Consider the following 18,731-nt stretch of genomic DNA (forward strand, 5'->3'; position numbering starts at 1 on the left):
TTACCGTGATGGCCGTCCGGGTAGACCGCATTGCGCCCATAGGCGAAGTCGGTCCACATGGAATCGGCCAGGAACTCATATTGCGGCGCCGCCGGCCAGTTCTCGAAGCGCAACGGGTGCTTTTCGTGGGTGCCCAGTACCTCCTGCAAGAAGACAATGTCCGCTGACACCGTCCGCACCGCCTCCCGCAACTCCGGCAAGATGAACTTGCGGTTGAATGAGGTGAAGCCCTTGTGCGTGTTGATGGTCAGGACCTTGAACGAAAAGCACCCGTTGCGCTTCGAGAACTGGCCGGCGGCGCCGCAATATGAGTTCCTGGCCGATTCCATGTGGACCGACTTCGCCTATGGGCGCAATGCGGTCTACCCGGACGGCCATCACGGTAATGCGGTGCTGTCGAAGTTTCCCATCGTCAGCTACGACAACTTCGACATTTCCATCGCCGGTCCGGAAAAACGCGGGATGCTGCATTGCGTCCTGCGGATTCCAGATCAGGCGCTGGACCTGCACGTGATCTGCGTGCACCTGGGATTGCGCGAAAAGCACCGGCAGATGCAGATGAAGCTGATCTGCGAGCACGTCCATTCCCTGCCCAGTGACGCCCCTGTCGTCGTGGCCGGGGACTTCAACGACTGGCGGCAGAAGGCCAACGATATCCTCGGCCAGGGTGCAGGCCTGGAAGAAGTGTTCATGAAGACCGCCGGGCGACTGCCCAAGACCTTTCCGGCCAAGCGCCCCCTGCTCTGCCTGGACCGCATCTACACACGCAACGTCAGCGTCGGACGCCCACAGGTGCTGGGCAATCAGCCGTGGTCGCACCTCTCCGACCACGCGCCCCTGGCTGCGGACTTCCACCTATGAACTTCGAATGGCGGGACGGAAACCGCATTGCCTTGCTGGAAAACGGCGAGGACTTCTTTCCCCGGGTCTTCGAGGCGATCCGCGCGGCCGAGCGCGAGGTCATCGTCGAGACCTTCATCCTCTTCTACGACAAGGTCGGCAAAGCGCTGCAGCAGGAATTGGTGGCCGCGGCCAAGCGCGGCGTCCAGGTGGACATCACCGTGGACGCCTATGGCTCCCCGGATCTGCCGCGGGACTTCATCGACGAGATGGTCCAGGCGGGCGTGCGTTTTCGCTACTACGATCCGCGGCCGCTGGTCATGGGCATGAGGACCAACCTCTTCCGTCGCCTGCACCGCAAGATCGTGGTGGTGGATGCGCGCCTGGGTTTCATCGGTGGCATCAACTATTCCGCCGAACACCTGGGGGATTTCGGGCCCGAGGCCAAGCAGGATTACGCCGTGGAAGTCGAAGGCCCCATCGTCGATGACATCCACCGCTTCGCCCGCGATGCGATCAACTCTCCCGAGGAAACCCACCGCTGGTGGGGCAAGCGCTCGCAGAAGCCGGCCGACAATCGTCACCCGGGCAACGCCCAGGCGTTGTTCGTCTATCGCGACAACGACCAGCACCGTGCCGACATCGAGCAGCACTATCTGGAGATGCTGCGCAACGCCAAGCGCGAAGTGGTCATCGCCAACGCCTACTTCTTCCCTGGCTATCGCCTGCTGCGCGAAATGCGCAATGCCGCCCAACGCGGTGTCCGGGTAGTGCTGATCGTCCAGGGCGAACCGGACATGGCCATCGTCAAGGTGGGCGCCCAGATGCTCTACAACTACCTGGTCAAGGCCGGTGTGGAGATTTACGAGTACTGCCTGCGGCCCCTGCACGGCAAGGTGGCGACCATGGACGAGCACTGGTCCACCGTGGGTTCGAGCAATCTCGATCCCCTGAGTCTGTCACTCAATCTCGAATGCAATCTGATCTTCCATGACCATGCCTTCAACCGTGAATTGCGTGGTCGGCTGGAAACCCTGATCCAGCATCACTGCGAGCACGTCGACAGCAGCAAGGTGCCCAAGCGCACCTATTGGCACCTGGCCAAGACGATGCTGGTCTTTCACTTCCTGCGCCACTTCCCCGCCTGGGTCGGCTGGCTGCCCGGTCACACCCCCAAGATCGAACTGGTGAGTCCGCCGGTGCAGCCCGAGCTCGAAACCCAGGACCGGGTCGATTCCTCGATCTCAAGGTATCCCCAACGATGAGCAGCCACAGCGACACCCTGGACCACGCCGATGCGGAGGCAGGCCAGCAGGCCGCCGACAAGCCGCAGAACAAAGGCTGGGTTCTGGCCAAGAAGATCCTGACCTGGGTGTTCCTGATCGCGGTGGTGGTGCTCTTGGTGATCTATGCCCGCAAGGTCGACTGGGGCGAAGTCTGGAAGGTCTTTACCGGCTACCAGTGGACCACCCTGGCCATGGCCGGCGGCCTCGTCGTGCTCTCGTACATCATGTACGGCTGCTACGACCTCATCGGCCGCGCCTACTGCGGGCACAAGCTGGTCAAGCGCCAGGTGTTCCTGGTGTCCTTCATCTGCTATGCCTTCACCCTCACCCTGAGTACCTGGGTCGGCGGCATCGGCATGAGGTATCGGCTGTATTCACGGCTAGGGCTCTCCAGCGGCACCATCACCCGCATCTTTTCCCTGAGCATCGCCACCAACTGGCTGGGCTATATCCTGCTGGCCGGGGGCATCTTCGTCAGTGGCGTGGTGGACATGCCCTCCAACTGGTTCGTGGGCGACACCACCCTGCGGCTGATCGGCGCCGGCCTGCTGGCCTTCATCGTCTTCTATCTGGCGGTCTGTACCTTCGCCAAACAACGCGAATGGACGGTACGCAAACAGCGTCTCGCCCTGCCCTCGCTACGCATGGCCTGTCTGCAGCTGCTGGTGTCCTCGATCAACTGGATGGCCATGGCCGCCATCGTCTATCTATTCCTCGGCCGCCAGGTGGACTACCTGCACGTATTGGGCGTATTGCTGCTGTCGAGTATCGCCATGGTGATCGTCCATATCCCCGCCGGGGTCGGCGTCCTGGAAACCGTGTTCATCGCCCTGCTGGCCAACGATGGCCTGTCCCAGGGCAAGATCATCGCCGCCCTGCTTGGCTATCGGACGCTGTATTTCATCATCCCGTTGCTGATCGCGGCGGTGCTCTACTTCGGCTTGGAAGGCCGCGCCAAGAAGCTCAAGGTAAGCAATGACCGGCGCGAAGAACGCAAGCAACAGGAAGCCAACAGCCACTGACGGCAATCAGCGATTGTTGGGTTGGTGCATTGAGATCAGCCGATAGAACTGCACCTTCCCGCCTTCGCTGGCAGGCCCCTCGGCGTCGCGCAGCCGGGCGCCAGCCTTGAAATACAGGTGGTGGCTGCTCCAGGCGCTGTCCAGCTGCAGACCTAGATCACCGGTACGAGAACCTGCGCCGTGGGCGCGCACGGTGAGGACGCCGTTGCGGGCCAGCTTGATGTCGTAACTGAAGCGACTGGCCAGCGGCAGGCGTTCCAACAGGATCACGTCCTTGGGGTTGTCGTCCGGACTTTCTCGCAGACGGGCGATCAGCTTGCCTAGCTCCTGGCCCTTGTCGGTCATCGCGCTGTCCACCTGGTAGACCAGTTGCAACAGGGCCTCGGCCGGTTTCAGCGGTGCACTGGACTGATCCTCGATCTGGCTGAGGATGACTTCGGGCCGCGAGGGCACCTGCTGCACGGCGGCCTCGGCCTGCAACAGGGCATCGGCCTCGCGATACTTCCAGGAATAGGCACTGCCGTCGGGCCGGGTTTCCCGCAGCTCGGTGGCGGGATAGTCGTAGAAGGCCTGCGGGGTGCCGGTGACCGGAACCCAGAACACCAGGGAACCGCCCTCACCCCGGTAGAGATAGAGGCTGCGGAAATTGCTGCTGTTCAGCTCGGCGGTGGTTACCTGGGCCACGGGCAAGGGCACAGGTACCGTCAGATTCCATTCGGCGAGATCGATCATGGGGTTCTCGGTTGCCAGACGCCTGACAAGCATCGCGCAGTTCGGCGATGCTGTCAGCGTGACGCGCCTGTCCCGGGCGCTTCTAGGGCGATCAGCCGTGTGGCTTGAACACCAGCAGGCCGAGTGGCGGCAACTGCAGGTTCAGCGACGCCGGCTGGCCATGGGCGGCAATTTCCTCGGCGGCAACGCCACCACCGTTGCCCAGGTTGGAGCCGCCGTAGCGCTCGGCATCGCTGTTGAAGATCTCCTGCCAGTGGCCCAGGGACGGCACGCCCACCCGGTAATCATGTCGTGGAACCGGGGTGAAGTTGGCGATCACCAGCAGCGGACGCTGCTGGGCATCCTTGCGTAGCCAGGCGAAGACGCTGTTGCCGTTGTCGTCGCCTACGACCCAGTCGAAGCCCTCGGGCAGGTGATCGCGCTGATGCAGGGCCGGTTCGTGGCGATAGAGATGGTTCAGATCCGCCAGCAACCGCTTCACGCCACTGTGGGTACCGTGTTCGAGCAGGAACCAGTCCAGCTCACGGTCATGGCTCCACTCCCGCCACTGGCCGAACTCGCAGCCCATGAACAGCAGCTTCTTGCCCGGATGGGTCCACATGAAGCTGAGGTAGTTACGCAGGTTGGCGAATTTCTGCCAGATGTCACCCGGCATCTTCTCTATCAACGAGCCCTTGCCGTGCACCACCTCGTCGTGGGAGATGGGCAGCACGAAACGCTCGGACCAGGCATAGACCAGGCCGAAGGTCATCTGGTGGTGGTGATACTGCCGATAGACCGGATCCTCTTCCACGTAGTGCAGGCTGTCGTGCATCCAGCCCATGTTCCACTTGAAGTCGAAGCCCAGCCCGCCTTCGCTCGTCGGTGCGCTGACGCCCGGCCAGGCGGTGGATTCCTCGGCGATGACCAGGGCACCGGGCGCCTCTTCGTGGACCACCTCGTTGAGGTGGCGCAGGAAGGCGATGGTCTCCAGGTTCTCACGCCCGCCATGGACATTGGGAATCCACTCGCCCTGCTTGCGCGAATAGTCGCGATAGAGCATGGATGCCACCGCATCCACCCGCAGGCCATCGATATGGAAGTGCTTCAGCCAATGCATGGCCGAGGCCAGCATGAAGCCATGCACCTCGTGACGACCCAGGTTGTAGATGTAGGTGTTCCAGTCCTGGTGGAAGCCCTCGTAGGGATGCTCGTATTCGTAGAGTGCAGTACCGTCGAAGCGGGCCAGGCCGTGTTCGTCGGTGGGGAAATGCGCCGGTACCCAATCGAGGATGACGCCGATGTCGGCCTGGTGGCAGGCGTCGACGAAGGCGGCGAAATCGGCCGGCGTGCCGAAGCGCGAGGTGGGCGCGAATTGGCCGAGCGGCTGGTAGCCCCAGGAGCCACTGAAGGGGTGCTCCATGATCGGCAGCAGCTCGATGTGGGTGAATCCCATCTCGCGGATGTAGGGAATCAGGTGCTGGGCGAGCTCGCGCCAATTGTAGAGACGGCCCTCATCGCCCCCCTCGCGACGCCAGGAGCCGGCATGCAGCTCATAGATGGACAGCGGCGCTTCCACGCCCTGGCGTTCGCGCCGATGGGCCATCCAGTCCTGGTCGTGCCAGGTGAAGGGCTTGTTGTCGGCCACCACGGACGCGGTGCGCGGCGGCAGCTCCGCGGCCAGCGCAATGGGATCGGCCTTGAGCGGTAGCACGCCGTGCTGGCCGAGGATCTCGTACTTGTAGGCGGTGCCGACCGGCAGGCGCGGGACGAACAGCTCCCAGACCCCGCTGTTGGCGCGCAGACGCATGGGCAGGCGGCGCCCATCCCAGGAGTTGAAGTCGCCCACCACCGATACCCGCCGGGCGTTGGGCGCCCAGACGGCGAAGCGCACGCCTTCCACCCCGTCGACCTGGCAGCGCTGGGCACCGAAGGTCTCGCCGAGGTTACGGTGGCGTCCTTCGTTGAACAGATAAAGATCGGTCTCGCCCAGCAGCAGGTCGAAGGAGTAGGGATCCTCGGTCTCCTGTACCCCGCTCGGCCAGCGGATGACCAGCTTGTAGGGCGCGGCGTAGTCCAGCCGCGCGATGAACAATCCGGGCACGCGCCCGGGCTGCATCTGGGCCAGGGAACGGCCGCTCATGCGGTCGACGAGTTCGACGCCCAGGGCGTTGGGCAGGAAGGCGCGGACGATCACCCCGTCGCCGTCGGCATGGGGGCCGAGGATGGCGAAGGGATTGCCGTGCTCGCCACGTGCCAGCGACTCGGCCTCCGCGGCCGAGAGCCGGGCGTCGTCCAGGGGGACGAAGGGGGCGGTGATGTGATCGGTCATGCGCGGGCTCCAGACAAGAGGGTCTCGACGATGGCAGCGACGCCACGTAGCGGAATGTTGATCCAGGTGGGTCGATTGGCGGCTTCGTAGCCTATCTCATACACCGCCTTTTCCAGGCAGTAGAGATCCAGCGCCGCCTGTTCGCCACGCTCGCCCCACTTGTGGCCGATATCGGCCGCAGCAGCGCGGTAGGCGTCCAGGAAGGCCGCGTAGGACGAGGTGCGATAGGTCTCCGCAGCCTGGGCCCGCAGGCGCAGGTGCTCTTCCGAGGTGTCGGCGCCGGCATTGCTGGATTGGGTGACCATGGCCGCCGCGTAGTCGAAGGAGCGCAGCACTCCGGCGACGTCCTTGTGCGGGCCGTACTTGCCGCGGCGCTCTTCCAGCGACCGCGCCGGCTCGCCTTCGAAGTCGATGAGGATGGCATCGTCCTGGGCCACCAGCACCTGACCCAGGTGCAAGTCGCCGTGGACACGGATACGCAACCCGCCGGCCACGTCCCCGGCCAGGGCTTCGATGCGCTTGGCCAGGGCGGCGCGCTTGCCGACCAGGCCTTCGAGCAGTTGCTGACTGGTGACATCCAGCTGGTCACGCATGCCTTGCAACGTATCCAGGGCACCGTCCACCTGCTGGCGGACCCGCTGCGCCAGGGCCTTGGCCGCCTTGGCATCCACCTTCTCGGGCGCGAAGGCCGGGTCACTGGTGGGCTGGGCCAGGACGAGATGCATCTCGCCGAGACGCTTGCCCAGGACCCCGGCGAAGGCGATGAGGTCGCCCATGGCGGTGAACTCGTTCTCCACTCCCGAGATACCACCGCTGAGCAGATCGCGGGTGACGCGATCCAGGGTATCCAGGCTCCATTTCCAGGCATCGCCCTGGTTGTGGATGTGCTCCTGCACCAGCATCAGCACATGGGGGGTGCCATCCGGCGCGATACGCTGGGCCACGGCATGGGTAGCGGCAATATTGGCGAACCCGGCCTGGGCCAGGAAGCGACCCATCTCCACCTCGGGATGGATGCCCGGTGCCACCTTGCGGATCAGCTTGAGCATCAGGTGATCGCCGACGATCAGCGAGCTGTTGGACTGCTCCACCCCCAGGTGCTTGATCTCGACCTCGGGATCCAGCGTGAAATCGGTGTCGTCGTAGACCTCGAAGCTCAGCTCACCCGCTGGCGAAGCGATCCTGGCGCCCTTGCGGAAGGCATCGAACACCCCGTGAACGAAGCTGGTGAGGGCGAAGGCATCGGTGACCAGGCCCACGCGCCGCACGTGGCGGATCCGCGAGATGGCCAGCTGGGTAGCCAGCGGACTGCAGTGCTGGTCTTCCTCGGCGAGGAAGCCGAGCGGCAGGGCATAGCGCTCCTCGCCCTTGGCGTTGGTCACCACCACTTCGCTGAACATCACCGGCAGCTTGGGCGTATTGATCTGGGCGGCGTAGTCCAGGCGCACGCTGGCGATGGCCTCGTCCTTGGAGCCGAACCAGCGACGCTTGGGCAGATAGACCGGCAGCACCTCTTCGAAGATGCGCCGCGGTTCGCCATCGAGCAGTTCCTGCAGGTTGCGCTTGATGACCACCGTCTGGTAGTCGGGCATCGGAGCCGGCGGCTCGGTGTGCCAGGCGGGCATCTGCTCGTTGCCGGCCAGGTAGAACCAGTAGAAGCCATAAGGCGGCAGGGTCAGCATGTAGGGCAGTTGGCCGATGGGCGGGAAGGCACTGCCGCCGATCATCTCCACCGGCACCTGGCCGACGAAGCTGGACAGGTCCAGCTCCACCGCCTGGGCGGCGCGGGAGACATTGGCGACGCAGAGAATGGTCTCGTGCTCGCCCTGGGCATTGGTGAAGTCCCGCAGGTAGGCCAGGATGCGCCTGTTGGTAGGCGACAGCATCTTCAGGGTGCCGCGGCCGAAGGCCTTCTGCTGCTTGCGCACGGCGAGCATGCGCCGCGTCCAGTTGAGCAGCGAGTGCGGATCGCGGGACTGGGCCTCGACGTTGATCGCCTGGTAGCCGTAGAGCGGGTCCATGATCGACGGCAATACCAGGCTGGCTGGATCGGCGCGAGAGAAGCCGCCGTTGCGGTCGACCGACCACTGCATCGGCGTCCGTACGCCGTCGCGGTCGCCCAGGTGGATGTTGTCACCCATGCCGATCTCGTCACCGTAGTACAGCGTCGGAGTGCCGGGCATGGACAGCAGCAGGCTGTTGAGCAGTTCGATGCGGCGACGGTCACGCTCCAGCAGCGGCGCCAGGCGCCGGCGGATGCCCAGGTTGATACGCGCGCGGCGGTCCGAGGCGTAGTAGTTCCAGAGATAGTCCCGTTCGCGGTCGGTCACCATCTCCAGGGTCAGTTCGTCGTGGTTGCGCAGGAAGATCGACCACTGGCAGTTCGGCGGGATTTCCGGGGTCTGGCGCAGGATGTCGGTGATGGGGAAGCGGTCTTCCTGGGCGATGGCCATGTACATGCGCGGCATCAGCGGGAAGTGGAAGGCCATGTGGCACTCGTCGCCATCGCCGAAGTACAGCTGGGTGTCTTCCGGCCACTGGTTGGCCTCGGCCAGCAGCATGCGGTCCGGGTAGTTGGCGTCGATTTCGGCACGGATCTGCTTGAGCACCGCATGGGTCTCGGGCAGGTTCTCGTTGTTGGTGCCGTCGCGCTCCACCAGGTAGGGAATGGCGTCCAGGCGCAGGCCATCGACGCCCATGTCCAGCCAGTACCTCATGATGGAGATGACCGCCTTCATGACCTGCGGATTGTCGAAGTTCAGATCCGGCTGGTGCGAATAGAAGCGGTGCCAGAAGTATTGGCCGGCGACCGGGTCCCAGGTCCAGTTGGACTTCTCGGTGTCGAGGAAGATGATGCGGGTGCCGTCGTACTTCTGGTCGTCATCGGACCAGACGTAGAAATTGCGCGCGGCCGAGCCCTTCTTGGCACGGCGGGCGCGCTGGAACCAGGGGTGCTGGTCGGAGGTATGGTTGATGACCAGCTCGGTGATCACCCGCAGACCCCGAGCGTGGGCCTCGGCGATGAAGCGCTTGGCATCGGCCATGGTGCCGTAGTCGGGGTGGATGCCGCGGTACTCGGCGATGTCGTAGCCATCGTCGCGGCGCGGGGACGGATAGAACGGCAGCAGCCAGATGGTGTTCACGCCCAGGCTGGCGATGTAGTCCAGCTTGTCGATCAGGCCGGGGAAATCGCCGATGCCGTCGTTGTTGGAGTCGAAGAAGGACTTCACGTGCACCTGGTAGATGACCGCGTCCTTGTACCACAGCGGATCGTCGATGAAGGCGGCAGGTTTGCGGGAACGAGCTTTATTGGGTTTTGCCATGTCGTCTGTTCCTTAACAGGGCGTTCGAATCGAAGGCATGCACCGGCCGCTCGGGCGGCTGGGGGTAAGAAGGAAGCCGGACGGCGCCAGCACAGGGCTCTGCCCTGCTCCACGCCGCCCGGTCCGCCTGGTCATAGCGTCAATGGGCCGGCTGGATGCGCCAGATGCCGAAGGGCATCGCGGGCTCCAGACGCGTCCATTGGGTCTTGCCGTGCCAGGCCCAGCGGTGGCCGGTCATCAGGTCCTCGCCGTGGGTGGTGGCGTGGTCGTCGAGCCCCAGCTCCCATAGGGGCAGCTCGAAATGACCTTCCTGGGCATTGAAGGGATCCAGGTTGATGGCGACCAGGACGAAGTTGCCCAGGTCGTCGGTACGCTTGCCGAAGTAGAGGATGTGGTCGTTCCAGCAGTTGTAGATCTTCAGTCCCAGGTGGGTCTGCAGAGCGGGGTTCTGCCGGCGGATACGGTTTAGCTGGGCGATCTCCGCCATGATGTTGCCTGGCGCGTAGAAGTCGCGCGGCCGCAGCTCGTACTTCTCCGAATCCAGGTACTCCTCCTTGCCCGGCGTGAGCGGCGCGCCCTCGCAGAGTTCGAAGCCGGCGTACATGCCCCAGAGACCGGAACCCATGGTGGCTAGGGCCGCGCGGATCAGGAAGCCGGGTCGGCCACTGGTCTGCAGGAAAGCCGGATTGATGTCCGGGGTGTTAACGAAGAAATTCGGCCGGTAGCAGTCGCGCAGCGGCGCCTCGTTGAGCTGGGTGAAGTATTCGGTCAGCTCGGCCTTGGTATTGCGCCAGGTGAAGTAGGTGTAGCTCTGGCTGTAGCCCACCTTGCCCAGGCGCGCCATCATCGCCGGCTTGGTGAAGGCTTCGGCGAGGAACATGACGTCGGCGTCACGGCCGCGGATATCGGCGATCAGCCATTCCCAGAACGGCAGCGGCTTGGTATGGGGGTTGTCGACGCGGAAGATCTTCACGCCCTGCTCCACCCAGTGCCAAACCACGTCTCGCAGCGCCAGCCAGAGGTCCGGGATGGCGTCCTTGGCATAGAAGTCGACGTTGACGATGTCCTGATACTTCTTCGGCGGATTCTCGGCGTAGCGCATGGAGCCGTCGGGCCGCCAGGAGAACCAGCCCGGATGTTCCTTGAGCCAGGGGTGATCGGGCGAGCACTGGATGGCGAAGTCCAGGGCAATCTCCAGGCCATGATCCGCAGCGGCAGCAACCAGGGCGCGGAAATCTTCGAGAGTGCCCAGCTCGGGATGCACGGCATCGTGACCGCCATCCGGGCTACCGATGGCATAGGGGCTGCCGGGCTGGTCGGCACCGGCGCCCAGGGTGTTGTTCTTGCCCTTGCGATGCGCCAGGCCGATCGGATGGATCGGCGGGAAATAGAGCACGTCGAAGCCCATGTCGCGTACGCGCGGCAATTCGCCAATGACATTGCGGAAGGTGCCATGGCGCTGGGGATCGTCGGTGATGGAACGAGGAAAGAGTTCGTACCAGCTGGCGAACTCGGCGCGCAGCCGTTCGATGTCCAGCGGGTACTCGATGCTATGGGTCAGGTGAACATAGGCATCCACCGGCGCCATGGCCTGGCTCGCCTCGCTAGCCAGCAGGACGGCGACCTTGTCACCCTCGCTGCCGGCCTGATCCAGGCGCTGCAACAGCGCTTCCAGCGGACCGCGCTGCTCGCCTTCGGCGCGGGACAGCGCCTGCTCCACATGGATACGCCCTTCCTGCAGTTCCAGGTTCAGCGGCACAGCGGCGGCATGCTTTTTCTCGATCTCGTAACGATAGGTACCCCAGACGTCCCACCAGGCCTGCACCACGAATTCATAGCGCCCCACTGACGGCGGCGTGAACTGCCCGCGCCAGAGGTCGTTGGTTTCCAGCACCAGCGGTGCCTGCTGCCAGTCCTCCTCGCCTTCGCGGCGCCAAAGGATGGCGGCGGCCAGCTTGTCGTGGCCATCGGCGAAGATCTTGGCGGTGACCTCGACGACCTTGCCGGCGATGCCCTTGGCCGCGAACTGTCCGTTGTCGACCGCCGGCGTGACCGCTTCGATGGCGATGCGCGGCGTCTGGGCAGCAGTAGCGGGATCAAGGGAAAGGGTGGAAAAAGAACCGGGGAGATCGGTGTTCGACATCGAGCCTGACTCCATCTTGAGACGCGTGAACGTTGGAACACGTGAAGGGACCGCAGCGCCATGACGCTGCGATCCTGATCATGATCCCGCTGCTGCCTGGCGCTATCCGGCCAATCCAAGCGCTTGGCGCTTTGGAACGCTCTGCCAAGGCTGCACAGCGGAAAGCCTGGCGCCGTCGGAAACGCCTTGGTCCAGCAGCCGCCTAAGCCCCTCACGAGACGGGCATGCGCGGGTGTGTCTGAAAGAGTCTGAGCCTTGGGGCTGAACAAAAGTTCAGCGTTCGGACAGTGGGTGACAATCCTCATTAATATCGATAAAAGCCGAAAAATCAGTAGCTTAGGCGATTTTATTAACGTCAATTATCCTACCTGGCACCGCCGCCGGGCATTTCTCGATGTATCACCAGCCGCATCTGTAGAACGAATGATTGCGTGATAATCGACCTGCAAAGAAGACGCTAAGCCTTTGATAATAAAGCTAAGGCGTATAGGGAAGATCACGCTTATGAGCGCTACGTCTGTAGGTATTGAGGATAATCTCCCGTGTCGCCGGGCTCACGGTCTTGCCTTCGAGGAAATCATCGATCTCGGCGTAGGTGATGCCAAAGGCGTCCTCGTCCGCCTTGCCTGGCGACAGGGACTCGAGGTCTGCGGTGGGCACCTTGTGCACCAGGGCATCCGGCGCCCCCAGCCATTCGGCAATGGCACGCACCCTGCGCTTGTTGAGGCCATGCAACGGAGTCAGGTCACAGGCGCCGTCGCCGAACTTGGTGTAGAAGCCCATCAGGGCTTCCGCCGCGTGATCGGTACCTATCACCAACCCACGCCGTGCACCCGCCACGGCGTACTGGGCGATCATGCGCTGGCGCGCCTTGATGTTGCCCAGGGTGAAGTCTTCGTGCAGCTCGTCGTCGAAGGCCACCCGCGCTTCCCGCACCGAGGCGAGCATGGCATCGCTGGCTGGCTTGATATTGACCGTGTGGGTCTCGTCGGGCTGGATGAATTGCAGGGCGCGCTGGGCATCCTCCTCGTCACGTTGCACGCCATAGGGCAGACGCATGGCGATGAATCTCAGCCGGGCATTGCCGCTCTCCTGCCGGGCGCGTTCCACGGCCAGTTGTGCCAGGCGACCGGCGGTAGAGGAATCCACCCCGCCACTGATGCCCAGCACGTAGCTTTCCTGGCGACTCTCGAGCAGGTAATCCTTAAGGAACAGGATGCGCCGCTCCGCCTCGCCGGCCGGATCGAAGTGCTCAGGTACCTGCAGGGCCTGGATGATGTCGCGCTGAAGGACGTCGTCGGTCATCGGGCATTCTCCTTGGATTCGCGTTCGAGACGTTGATGATAGGCCACCACGGCGCCCAGGCTGTGGCGTGCGGCAGCCAGCTGGACGGCTTCACGGTCGCCGGGGAAATGCCGAGTCTCGGCATAGAGCACGATGTCGTCACCGACCCGAAAGCCCCAGGCGAAGCAGACGGTTCCCGCCGGGATGCCGTCGGCATCGTCCGGGCCGGCCAGGCCGGTGTTGGCGATGGCGATCTGCGCCGGACTGTCGCGCAGCGCTCCTGCGGCCATCTCCCGGGCCACGGCTTCACTGGTGAGGTTGTAGCGCTCGATGGTTTCCGGCTTCACCCCCAGTAGGCGCTGCTTGGCCTCGGGGGAATAGACGACGTAGCCGGACTCGATGCAGCTGCCGCTGCCGGGGATCTCCGACAGCAGGCCGACAACCTTGCCCGCGGTGCAGGACTCCGCGGTGGTCAGTTGCAGTTCGCGGGTCTTGAGATAGTCCAGCATGGATTCGATATCGTTCATGGACGTCTTCCAACAGAGGGTCTTCACCCCCGTTGGAAGAGCGGCGTTTTGCGGAAGTTCGGTGCCTGCCGCCGCCGGATTTCCCAAGTCGGCCGGGGTGTCGATGTCCCGATGGATACCGGCATCCGCCACCTCCAGCTCTAGCACCGAATCCAGGCGCAGCAGCCGTTTCGCTCCCTCGTCGCCGCCGAGGGCAGTCAGCGCAGCGGCATAATTCCGACCAAAGAGCACCGGGTGTCCACGCCGTCCCCGATGAACCGGCACGACGATGCGCTCGGGCCGAAGGTGATCCAGCAACAGGTGCGCGGTAGTCGTCGTCACGAAGGGCATGTCACCCAGGGCGACCAGCCAGCCGGCGGCATTCCCGGTCGCCTGGACGGCCGCCGCCAGGCTGTCGCCCATGCCGGTAGTGGCCAGGCTCAGGACGTCCACGCCCTCCTCGCGGGCCAGCTCGGCCCGCCAGGGCGCAGCGGTGGATACCACCGCCAGGCACGGCAAGCCGGTGGCCTTCCAGGTTCTCAGGGTCGACCGCAGGACGCTCAGCCCAGGAGTCCCCGGTAGCAGCGCCTGGAGCTTGTCTCCCCCACCGGCGGCGCGAAAGCGCTGGCCCGCACCGGCGGCCAGGATCAGGACCTGGATCGCCGCCATGCTCAGGCGACCTGCTCCACCGCCATCAGGGCACGTTTCTTCTGGGTCAGGGCAATGCCGTTCTTGACCGCCACCACCTCGGCCAGCAACGACAAGGCGATTTCCGGCGGCGTATGGCTGCCGATGTGCAGGCCGATGGGCCCATGCAGGCGGTTGATGGCCGCCACCGGCAGCTCCAATTGCAGCAGTCTTTCGCGGCGCCTGTCGTTGTTGCGCAGCGACCCCAGGGCACCGACGTAGAAGGCGTCCGATTGCAGCGCCGTCAACAGCGCCAGGTCGTCCAGCCGCGGATCATGGGTCAGGGCCACCACGGCCGTGCGTTCGTCGGGGCGGATCGCCAGCACGGCATCGTCCGGCATGCCGGGGATGAAACGTGCCTGGCGCGAGGCCCAACCCAGGCGGAATTCCTCGCGGGGGTCGCAGACCAGCACCTCGAAATCGAGCATGGCGGCCATGTCGGCCACGTACAGCGAGAGCTGCCCGGCGCCGATCAGCAGCAGGCGCCAGCGCGGACCATGGACCAGGCGCAGCCGTCGGCCGTCCAACGAGACGGGCTCGTCCTGGGTCGCCGGAGAGATCCGCACCTCGCCGGTGGCCAGATCCAGCTCGCGCAACGCCAGCTCATGGTCGTCACAGCGCTGCAGCAACTGCGCCAGCCAGTGCCAGTCCTCGACGCGCTCCTGTACCAGGCGTAGGGTGCCGCCACAGGGCAGGCCGAAGCGTGCGGCTTCGTCGCCCGAGACGCCATAGGTGATGACCTCTGGGCGCTCACCGGCGAAGTGACCAGCGTGCAGACGGGCGATGAGATCGTCCTCGATGCAGCCACCGGACACCGAACCGCACACCTGGCCATCGTCCCTCAGCGCCAGCATCGCACCCGGCGGACGCGGCGAGCTGCCCCAGGTCTGCACCACGGTGAACAGGCTCACGCCCTGCCCGGCCTGGCGCCAGGCCAGGGCGGTGCGCAATACCTCTTGATCGACACTGTCCACGCCTTGCTCCTCTCTACCCTGCACCCGCGTTGGCGAAATCGCCGCTTCGGGGGTAGAACCCGACGGCGGAGCGGGGTTCCCTGAGGCGGAACCCCGAGGATCGCTGGCCTATCCATAGCAGACAACCCTCCTGGAGCACGCCCATGCCCCGTTCGATCTGGAAAGGCGCCGTCAGCTTCGGCCTGGTGCACATCCCCGTTTCCGTCGTTTCCGCGACCCGGCCCTCGGGGCTCGACTTCGACTGGCTGGACGACCGCAGCCTGGACCCGGTCGGCTACAAACGCATCAACAAGAGCACCGGCAAGGAAGTGCCCAGCGAACACATCGTCAAGGGCATCGAGCACGGCAAGGGCCAGTACGTGGTGCTCAGCGACGACGAGATCCACGGCGCCCTGCCCGAAGCGACCCGCACCATCGACATCCTCGCCTTCGTCGAGGCGCGGGAGATTTCCATCCTGCACTTCGAGAAGCCCTACTATCTGTCGCCGGACAAGAACGGCGAGAAGGTCTATGCCCTGCTGCGTGACACCCTGAGCGCCGCCGGCAAGGTCGGCGTGGCCAACCTGGTGATGCATACCAAGCAGCATCTCGCGGTGATCATGCCACTGGGCGATGCCCTGGTGCTGAACACCCTGCGCTGGGCCGACGAGGTCCGCTCCGCGGAAGACGTGGGCCTGGACGGCCTGGGCGCCAAGGTGACCAAGAAGGAAGTGGACATGGCCCAGCGCCTGGTGGACGACATGACCGAAAAATGGGACCCGGCCCAGTACCACGACACCTTCAAGGACAACGTCATGGCCCTAGTCGAGCGCAAGCTCAAGGACGGCAAGCTCGAAGCCGTCACCGCAGAGCCTGCGGCCGAGGACAGCGGTGCCGAGGTCATCGATCTCACCGAACTGCTCCAGCGCAGTCTGGGCGGCAAGGGCAAGGCATCGGCCAAGGGCAAGACCGCCAGCCGCGCCAGTACCAGCCGCCGTAGCTCGACCGCCAGCCGCCCACGCAAGGCCAAGTGAGGATCGCCGCCATGGCCCGTTCCACCAGCGAGTACAGCCGCAAGCGCAACTTCGCCATCACCGCCGAACCCCGCGACGATGGCAGCCCAGCCAGGCGCAAGGCCAAGGGCGGCGCAAGCTTCGTCATCCAGAAGCACGACGCCCGCAGACTGCACTACGACTTTCGCCTGGAACTGGATGGCACCCTCAAGAGCTGGGCGGTGCCCAAGGGGCCCAGCCTCGATCCCGGCGAGAAACGCCTGGCGGTGCAGGTGGAGGATCATCCCCTTGCCTACGGCAGCTTCGAAGGCAGCATACCCGAGGGCCAGTACGGTGCGGGCGACGTCATCGTCTGGGATCGCGGTGAATGGCAGGCCGAGGGTGACGCCACCGCGGCCTATGCGGCCGGCAAGCTCAAGTTCGAACTCCGGGGCGAGAAGCTCCACGGTCACTGGACCCTGGTTCGCACGCGCCTGAAGGGCAATGGCGACAAGACCCAGTGGCTGCTGATCAAGGAGCGCGACGACGAAGCACGAGACAGCGCCGACTACGAGGTCACCGTCGCCGAGCCCGACAGCGTGTTGAGCGACAAGACCCTGCCGCGCCTGGACACCGGCAGGAGAACCCAGACGGTCGCCAAGCCGGAGACCACCCAGGTGCCGGCTCGCAAGCGTACGGCCAAGGCGCGCAAGGCCAAGCCACCCGACAGCCTGGACGCCCAACTGGCGACCCTGGTCGACAGCCCACCTGCCGGAAACTGGCTGTACGAGGTGAAGTACGACGGCTATCGGCTGTTGGCTCGCATCGTGGACGGCGAAGTCCATCTCTTCACCCGCAGTGGCAACGACTGGACCACACGCCTACCCGAACAGGGCCAGGCCCTGGCCGCGCTAGGCCTGGAGAACGCCTGGCTGGACGGCGAGATCGTGGTGACCGACGAGCGTGGCGTTTCCCGTTTCCAGGCACTGCAGAACGCCTTCGAGACCGGCAAGGCCAGCCGTATCCACTATTACCTGTTCGACGTGCCCTATTTGAACGGTGCCGACCTGCGCGAGCTGCCGCTCGAACAACGTCGGGAACTGCTCGGCACGCTGCTGGAAGAACGCAATGACAGCGACCTGCTGCGCTTCTCCGAGGCCTTTGAGGTCCCGGCCGATCGCATCCTCGCCAGTGCCTGCGAACTGGGCCTGGAAGGCGTGATCGGCAAGCGTCTCGGCAGCCCCTATCGCTCCCGGCGTAACAAGGACTGGATCAAGCTCAAGTGCGCTCACCGCCAGGAGTTCGTCATCATCGGCTACACCCCGCCCAAGGGCGGTCGCCAGCACCTGGGCGCCCTGCTGGTGGCCCTGCATGACGACCAGGGGCGCCTGCGCTATGCCGGCAAGGTCGGAACCGGCTTCACGGCGGCGACCCTCGCGGAACTCCACGCACGCTTCCAGCCGCTCATCGTCGCCAAGCCGCCCGTAGCGAATCCGCCCAGGGGCGCTGCCTATCGCCAGGTGACCTGGCTCAAGCCCGAGCAGCTATGCGAGATCGCCTATGCCGAGCTGACCGAGGACCTTATCGTTCGCCAGGGCGTGTTCCATGGCCTGCGTGACGACAAGCCCGCCCGCGAGATCGGCCTCGAACGCGCCCAGCCGGCCCAGGCGGCCGAGCGACCTACCGCCTCCGCCAGGCGCAAATCCGCTGGCAGGCAGCAGGACGCCGAGGTGGCCGGCGTACGCATCAGCCATCCGCAGCGGGTCATCGACGAAGCCAGTGGTGCCAGCAAGCTGGATGTGGCGCGCTACTACGCGGCCGTGGCGGACTGGCTGCTGCCGCACCTGGCCAACCGGCCCGTAGCCCTGGTGCGCACGCCCGACGGCATCGCCGGCGAGCAGATATTCCAGAAGCACAAGCAAACCCTGGCAATTCCCCACATCCGCGAACTCGACCCCGCGCTGGACCCGGGCCATGCCCCCTTGATGGCCATCGACAGCCGCGATGCCCTCGTCGGCGCGGCCCAGATGGGCACGGTGGAGCTACATACCTGGAACGCCACCGCCGACCGTATCGAGCGGCCTGATCGCTTCATTCTTGATCTCGATCCCGATCCCAAGCTGCCTTGGGCGCGCCTGCTCGAGGCCACCCACCTGGTCCTGACCCTGCTCGACGAGCTGGACCTGCAAGCCTTCGTCAAGACCAGCGGCGGTCGTGGGCTGCACCTGGTGGTGCCCCTGGAACGTCGCCACGACTGGGATACCGTCAAGGCCTTCGCCCAGGCGGCGGCGCAGCATCTGGCCAATACCCTGCCCAAGGTCTTCGTCGCCAAGATGGGGGAACAGAATCGCCAGGGCCGCATCTTCGTCGACTACCTGCGCAATCGCCACGGCGCCACCACGGTCAGTGCCTTCTCGCTGCGCGCCCGCCCGCATCTGGGCGTATCGGTGCCCATCGCTCGTGCCGAGCTGGAACGACTGGAACGAAGCGACCAGTGGCACTTCGACACCCTGTTGGCCCGTATCGAAGGGCTCAAGGACGATCCCTGGGCCGGCTACGCCGGGGTGCGCCAGAGCCTCACCGCAACACGACGCAAGCGACTGGGCGTGGGCTGAGACCACACCTGCCGTCGCCAACGTATCGGCTAAGCGA

At 64.8% G+C, this 18,731-nt stretch carries 13 protein-coding genes; 5 read left to right on the top strand and 8 right to left on the bottom strand.

Annotation, left to right across the window (positions count from 1 at the left end; genetic code table 11):
• Positions 1–251: endonuclease/exonuclease/phosphatase family protein (locus AR540_RS11655; protein WP_442963787.1), on the bottom strand; the 251-nt coding region annotated here is incomplete at its 3' end.
• Here AR540_RS11655 and AR540_RS11660 point away from each other — a divergent pair.
• Genes AR540_RS11660 through AR540_RS11670 form a run of 3 tightly spaced genes read left to right on the top strand, consistent with a single transcriptional unit; the run spans position 157 to position 3,148 of the window.
• Positions 157–861, top strand: coding sequence for an endonuclease/exonuclease/phosphatase family protein (locus tag AR540_RS11660; RefSeq protein WP_201786110.1), 705 nt, complete (start codon positions 157–159; stop codon positions 859–861). The two genes, AR540_RS11655 and AR540_RS11660, sit on opposite strands and share 95 nt — an antisense overlap.
• Positions 858–2,105: a cardiolipin synthase ClsB gene (clsB, locus tag AR540_RS11665; protein WP_059229073.1), complete on the top strand. Its 1,248-nt coding sequence runs from the start codon at positions 858–860 to the stop codon at positions 2,103–2,105. Before AR540_RS11660 ends, clsB begins: the two co-directional genes overlap by 4 nt.
• The gene (locus tag AR540_RS11670) at positions 2,102–3,148 is read left to right on the top strand and encodes a lysylphosphatidylglycerol synthase transmembrane domain-containing protein (protein WP_059229075.1); all 1,047 of its coding nucleotides are present in this window, start codon (positions 2,102–2,104) and stop codon (positions 3,146–3,148) included. Before clsB ends, AR540_RS11670 begins: the two co-directional genes overlap by 4 nt.
• A 6-nt stretch (positions 3,149–3,154) precedes the next feature.
• Here AR540_RS11670 and AR540_RS11675 read toward each other — a convergent pair whose 3' ends face one another.
• From AR540_RS11675 to AR540_RS11705, 7 genes are all read right to left on the bottom strand, one after another.
• Complete coding sequence (locus AR540_RS11675; protein ID WP_059229077.1) at positions 3,155–3,880, bottom strand: polysaccharide lyase family 7 protein; 726 nt, start codon at positions 3,878–3,880, stop codon at positions 3,155–3,157.
• Between the two features lie 91 nt (positions 3,881–3,971).
• On the bottom strand, positions 3,972–6,191 hold the full coding sequence (gene glgB, locus AR540_RS11680; RefSeq protein ID WP_059229080.1) for a 1,4-alpha-glucan branching protein GlgB: 2,220 nt from the start codon (positions 6,189–6,191) through the stop codon (positions 3,972–3,974).
• Positions 6,188–9,514, bottom strand: a complete 3,327-nt coding sequence (gene treS, locus AR540_RS11685) for a maltose alpha-D-glucosyltransferase (RefSeq protein ID WP_059229082.1) — start codon at positions 9,512–9,514, stop codon at positions 6,188–6,190. The genes glgB and treS overlap by 4 nt, the downstream gene beginning before the upstream one ends.
• A gap of 139 nt (positions 9,515–9,653) precedes the next feature.
• Complete coding sequence (locus AR540_RS11690; protein WP_059229084.1) at positions 9,654–11,657, bottom strand: alpha-1,4-glucan--maltose-1-phosphate maltosyltransferase; 2,004 nt, start codon at positions 11,655–11,657, stop codon at positions 9,654–9,656.
• A gap of 477 nt (positions 11,658–12,134) precedes the next feature.
• The gene (nadE, locus tag AR540_RS11695) at positions 12,135–12,962 is read right to left on the bottom strand and encodes an ammonia-dependent NAD(+) synthetase (RefSeq protein ID WP_059229086.1); all 828 of its coding nucleotides are present in this window, start codon (positions 12,960–12,962) and stop codon (positions 12,135–12,137) included.
• Positions 12,959–14,116: a nicotinamide-nucleotide amidohydrolase family protein gene (locus AR540_RS26280; protein WP_082706980.1), complete on the bottom strand. Its 1,158-nt coding sequence runs from the start codon at positions 14,114–14,116 to the stop codon at positions 12,959–12,961. The genes nadE and AR540_RS26280 overlap by 4 nt, the downstream gene beginning before the upstream one ends.
• A gap of 2 nt (positions 14,117–14,118) precedes the next feature.
• The gene (locus tag AR540_RS11705) at positions 14,119–15,108 is read right to left on the bottom strand and encodes an XdhC family protein (protein WP_059229088.1); all 990 of its coding nucleotides are present in this window, start codon (positions 15,106–15,108) and stop codon (positions 14,119–14,121) included.
• A 143-nt stretch (positions 15,109–15,251) separates the two neighbouring features.
• On the opposite strand from AR540_RS11705, the gene ku reads away from it, so the two are divergent.
• Positions 15,252–16,121 carry a non-homologous end joining protein Ku gene (gene ku, locus AR540_RS11710; RefSeq protein WP_059229090.1) on the top strand — a complete coding sequence of 290 codons (870 nt, stop codon included), beginning with the start codon at positions 15,252–15,254 and terminating at the stop codon, positions 16,119–16,121.
• 11 nt (positions 16,122–16,132) lie between these two features.
• Positions 16,133–18,694 carry a DNA ligase D gene (gene ligD, locus AR540_RS11715; RefSeq protein ID WP_059229092.1) on the top strand — a complete coding sequence of 854 codons (2,562 nt, stop codon included), beginning with the start codon at positions 16,133–16,135 and terminating at the stop codon, positions 18,692–18,694.
• Positions 18,695–18,731: the final 37 nt, after the last annotated feature.

This window comes from Pseudomonas sp. EpS/L25 (genome assembly GCF_001512295.1).
Classification (GTDB): domain Bacteria; phylum Pseudomonadota; class Gammaproteobacteria; order Pseudomonadales; family Pseudomonadaceae; genus Chryseomonas.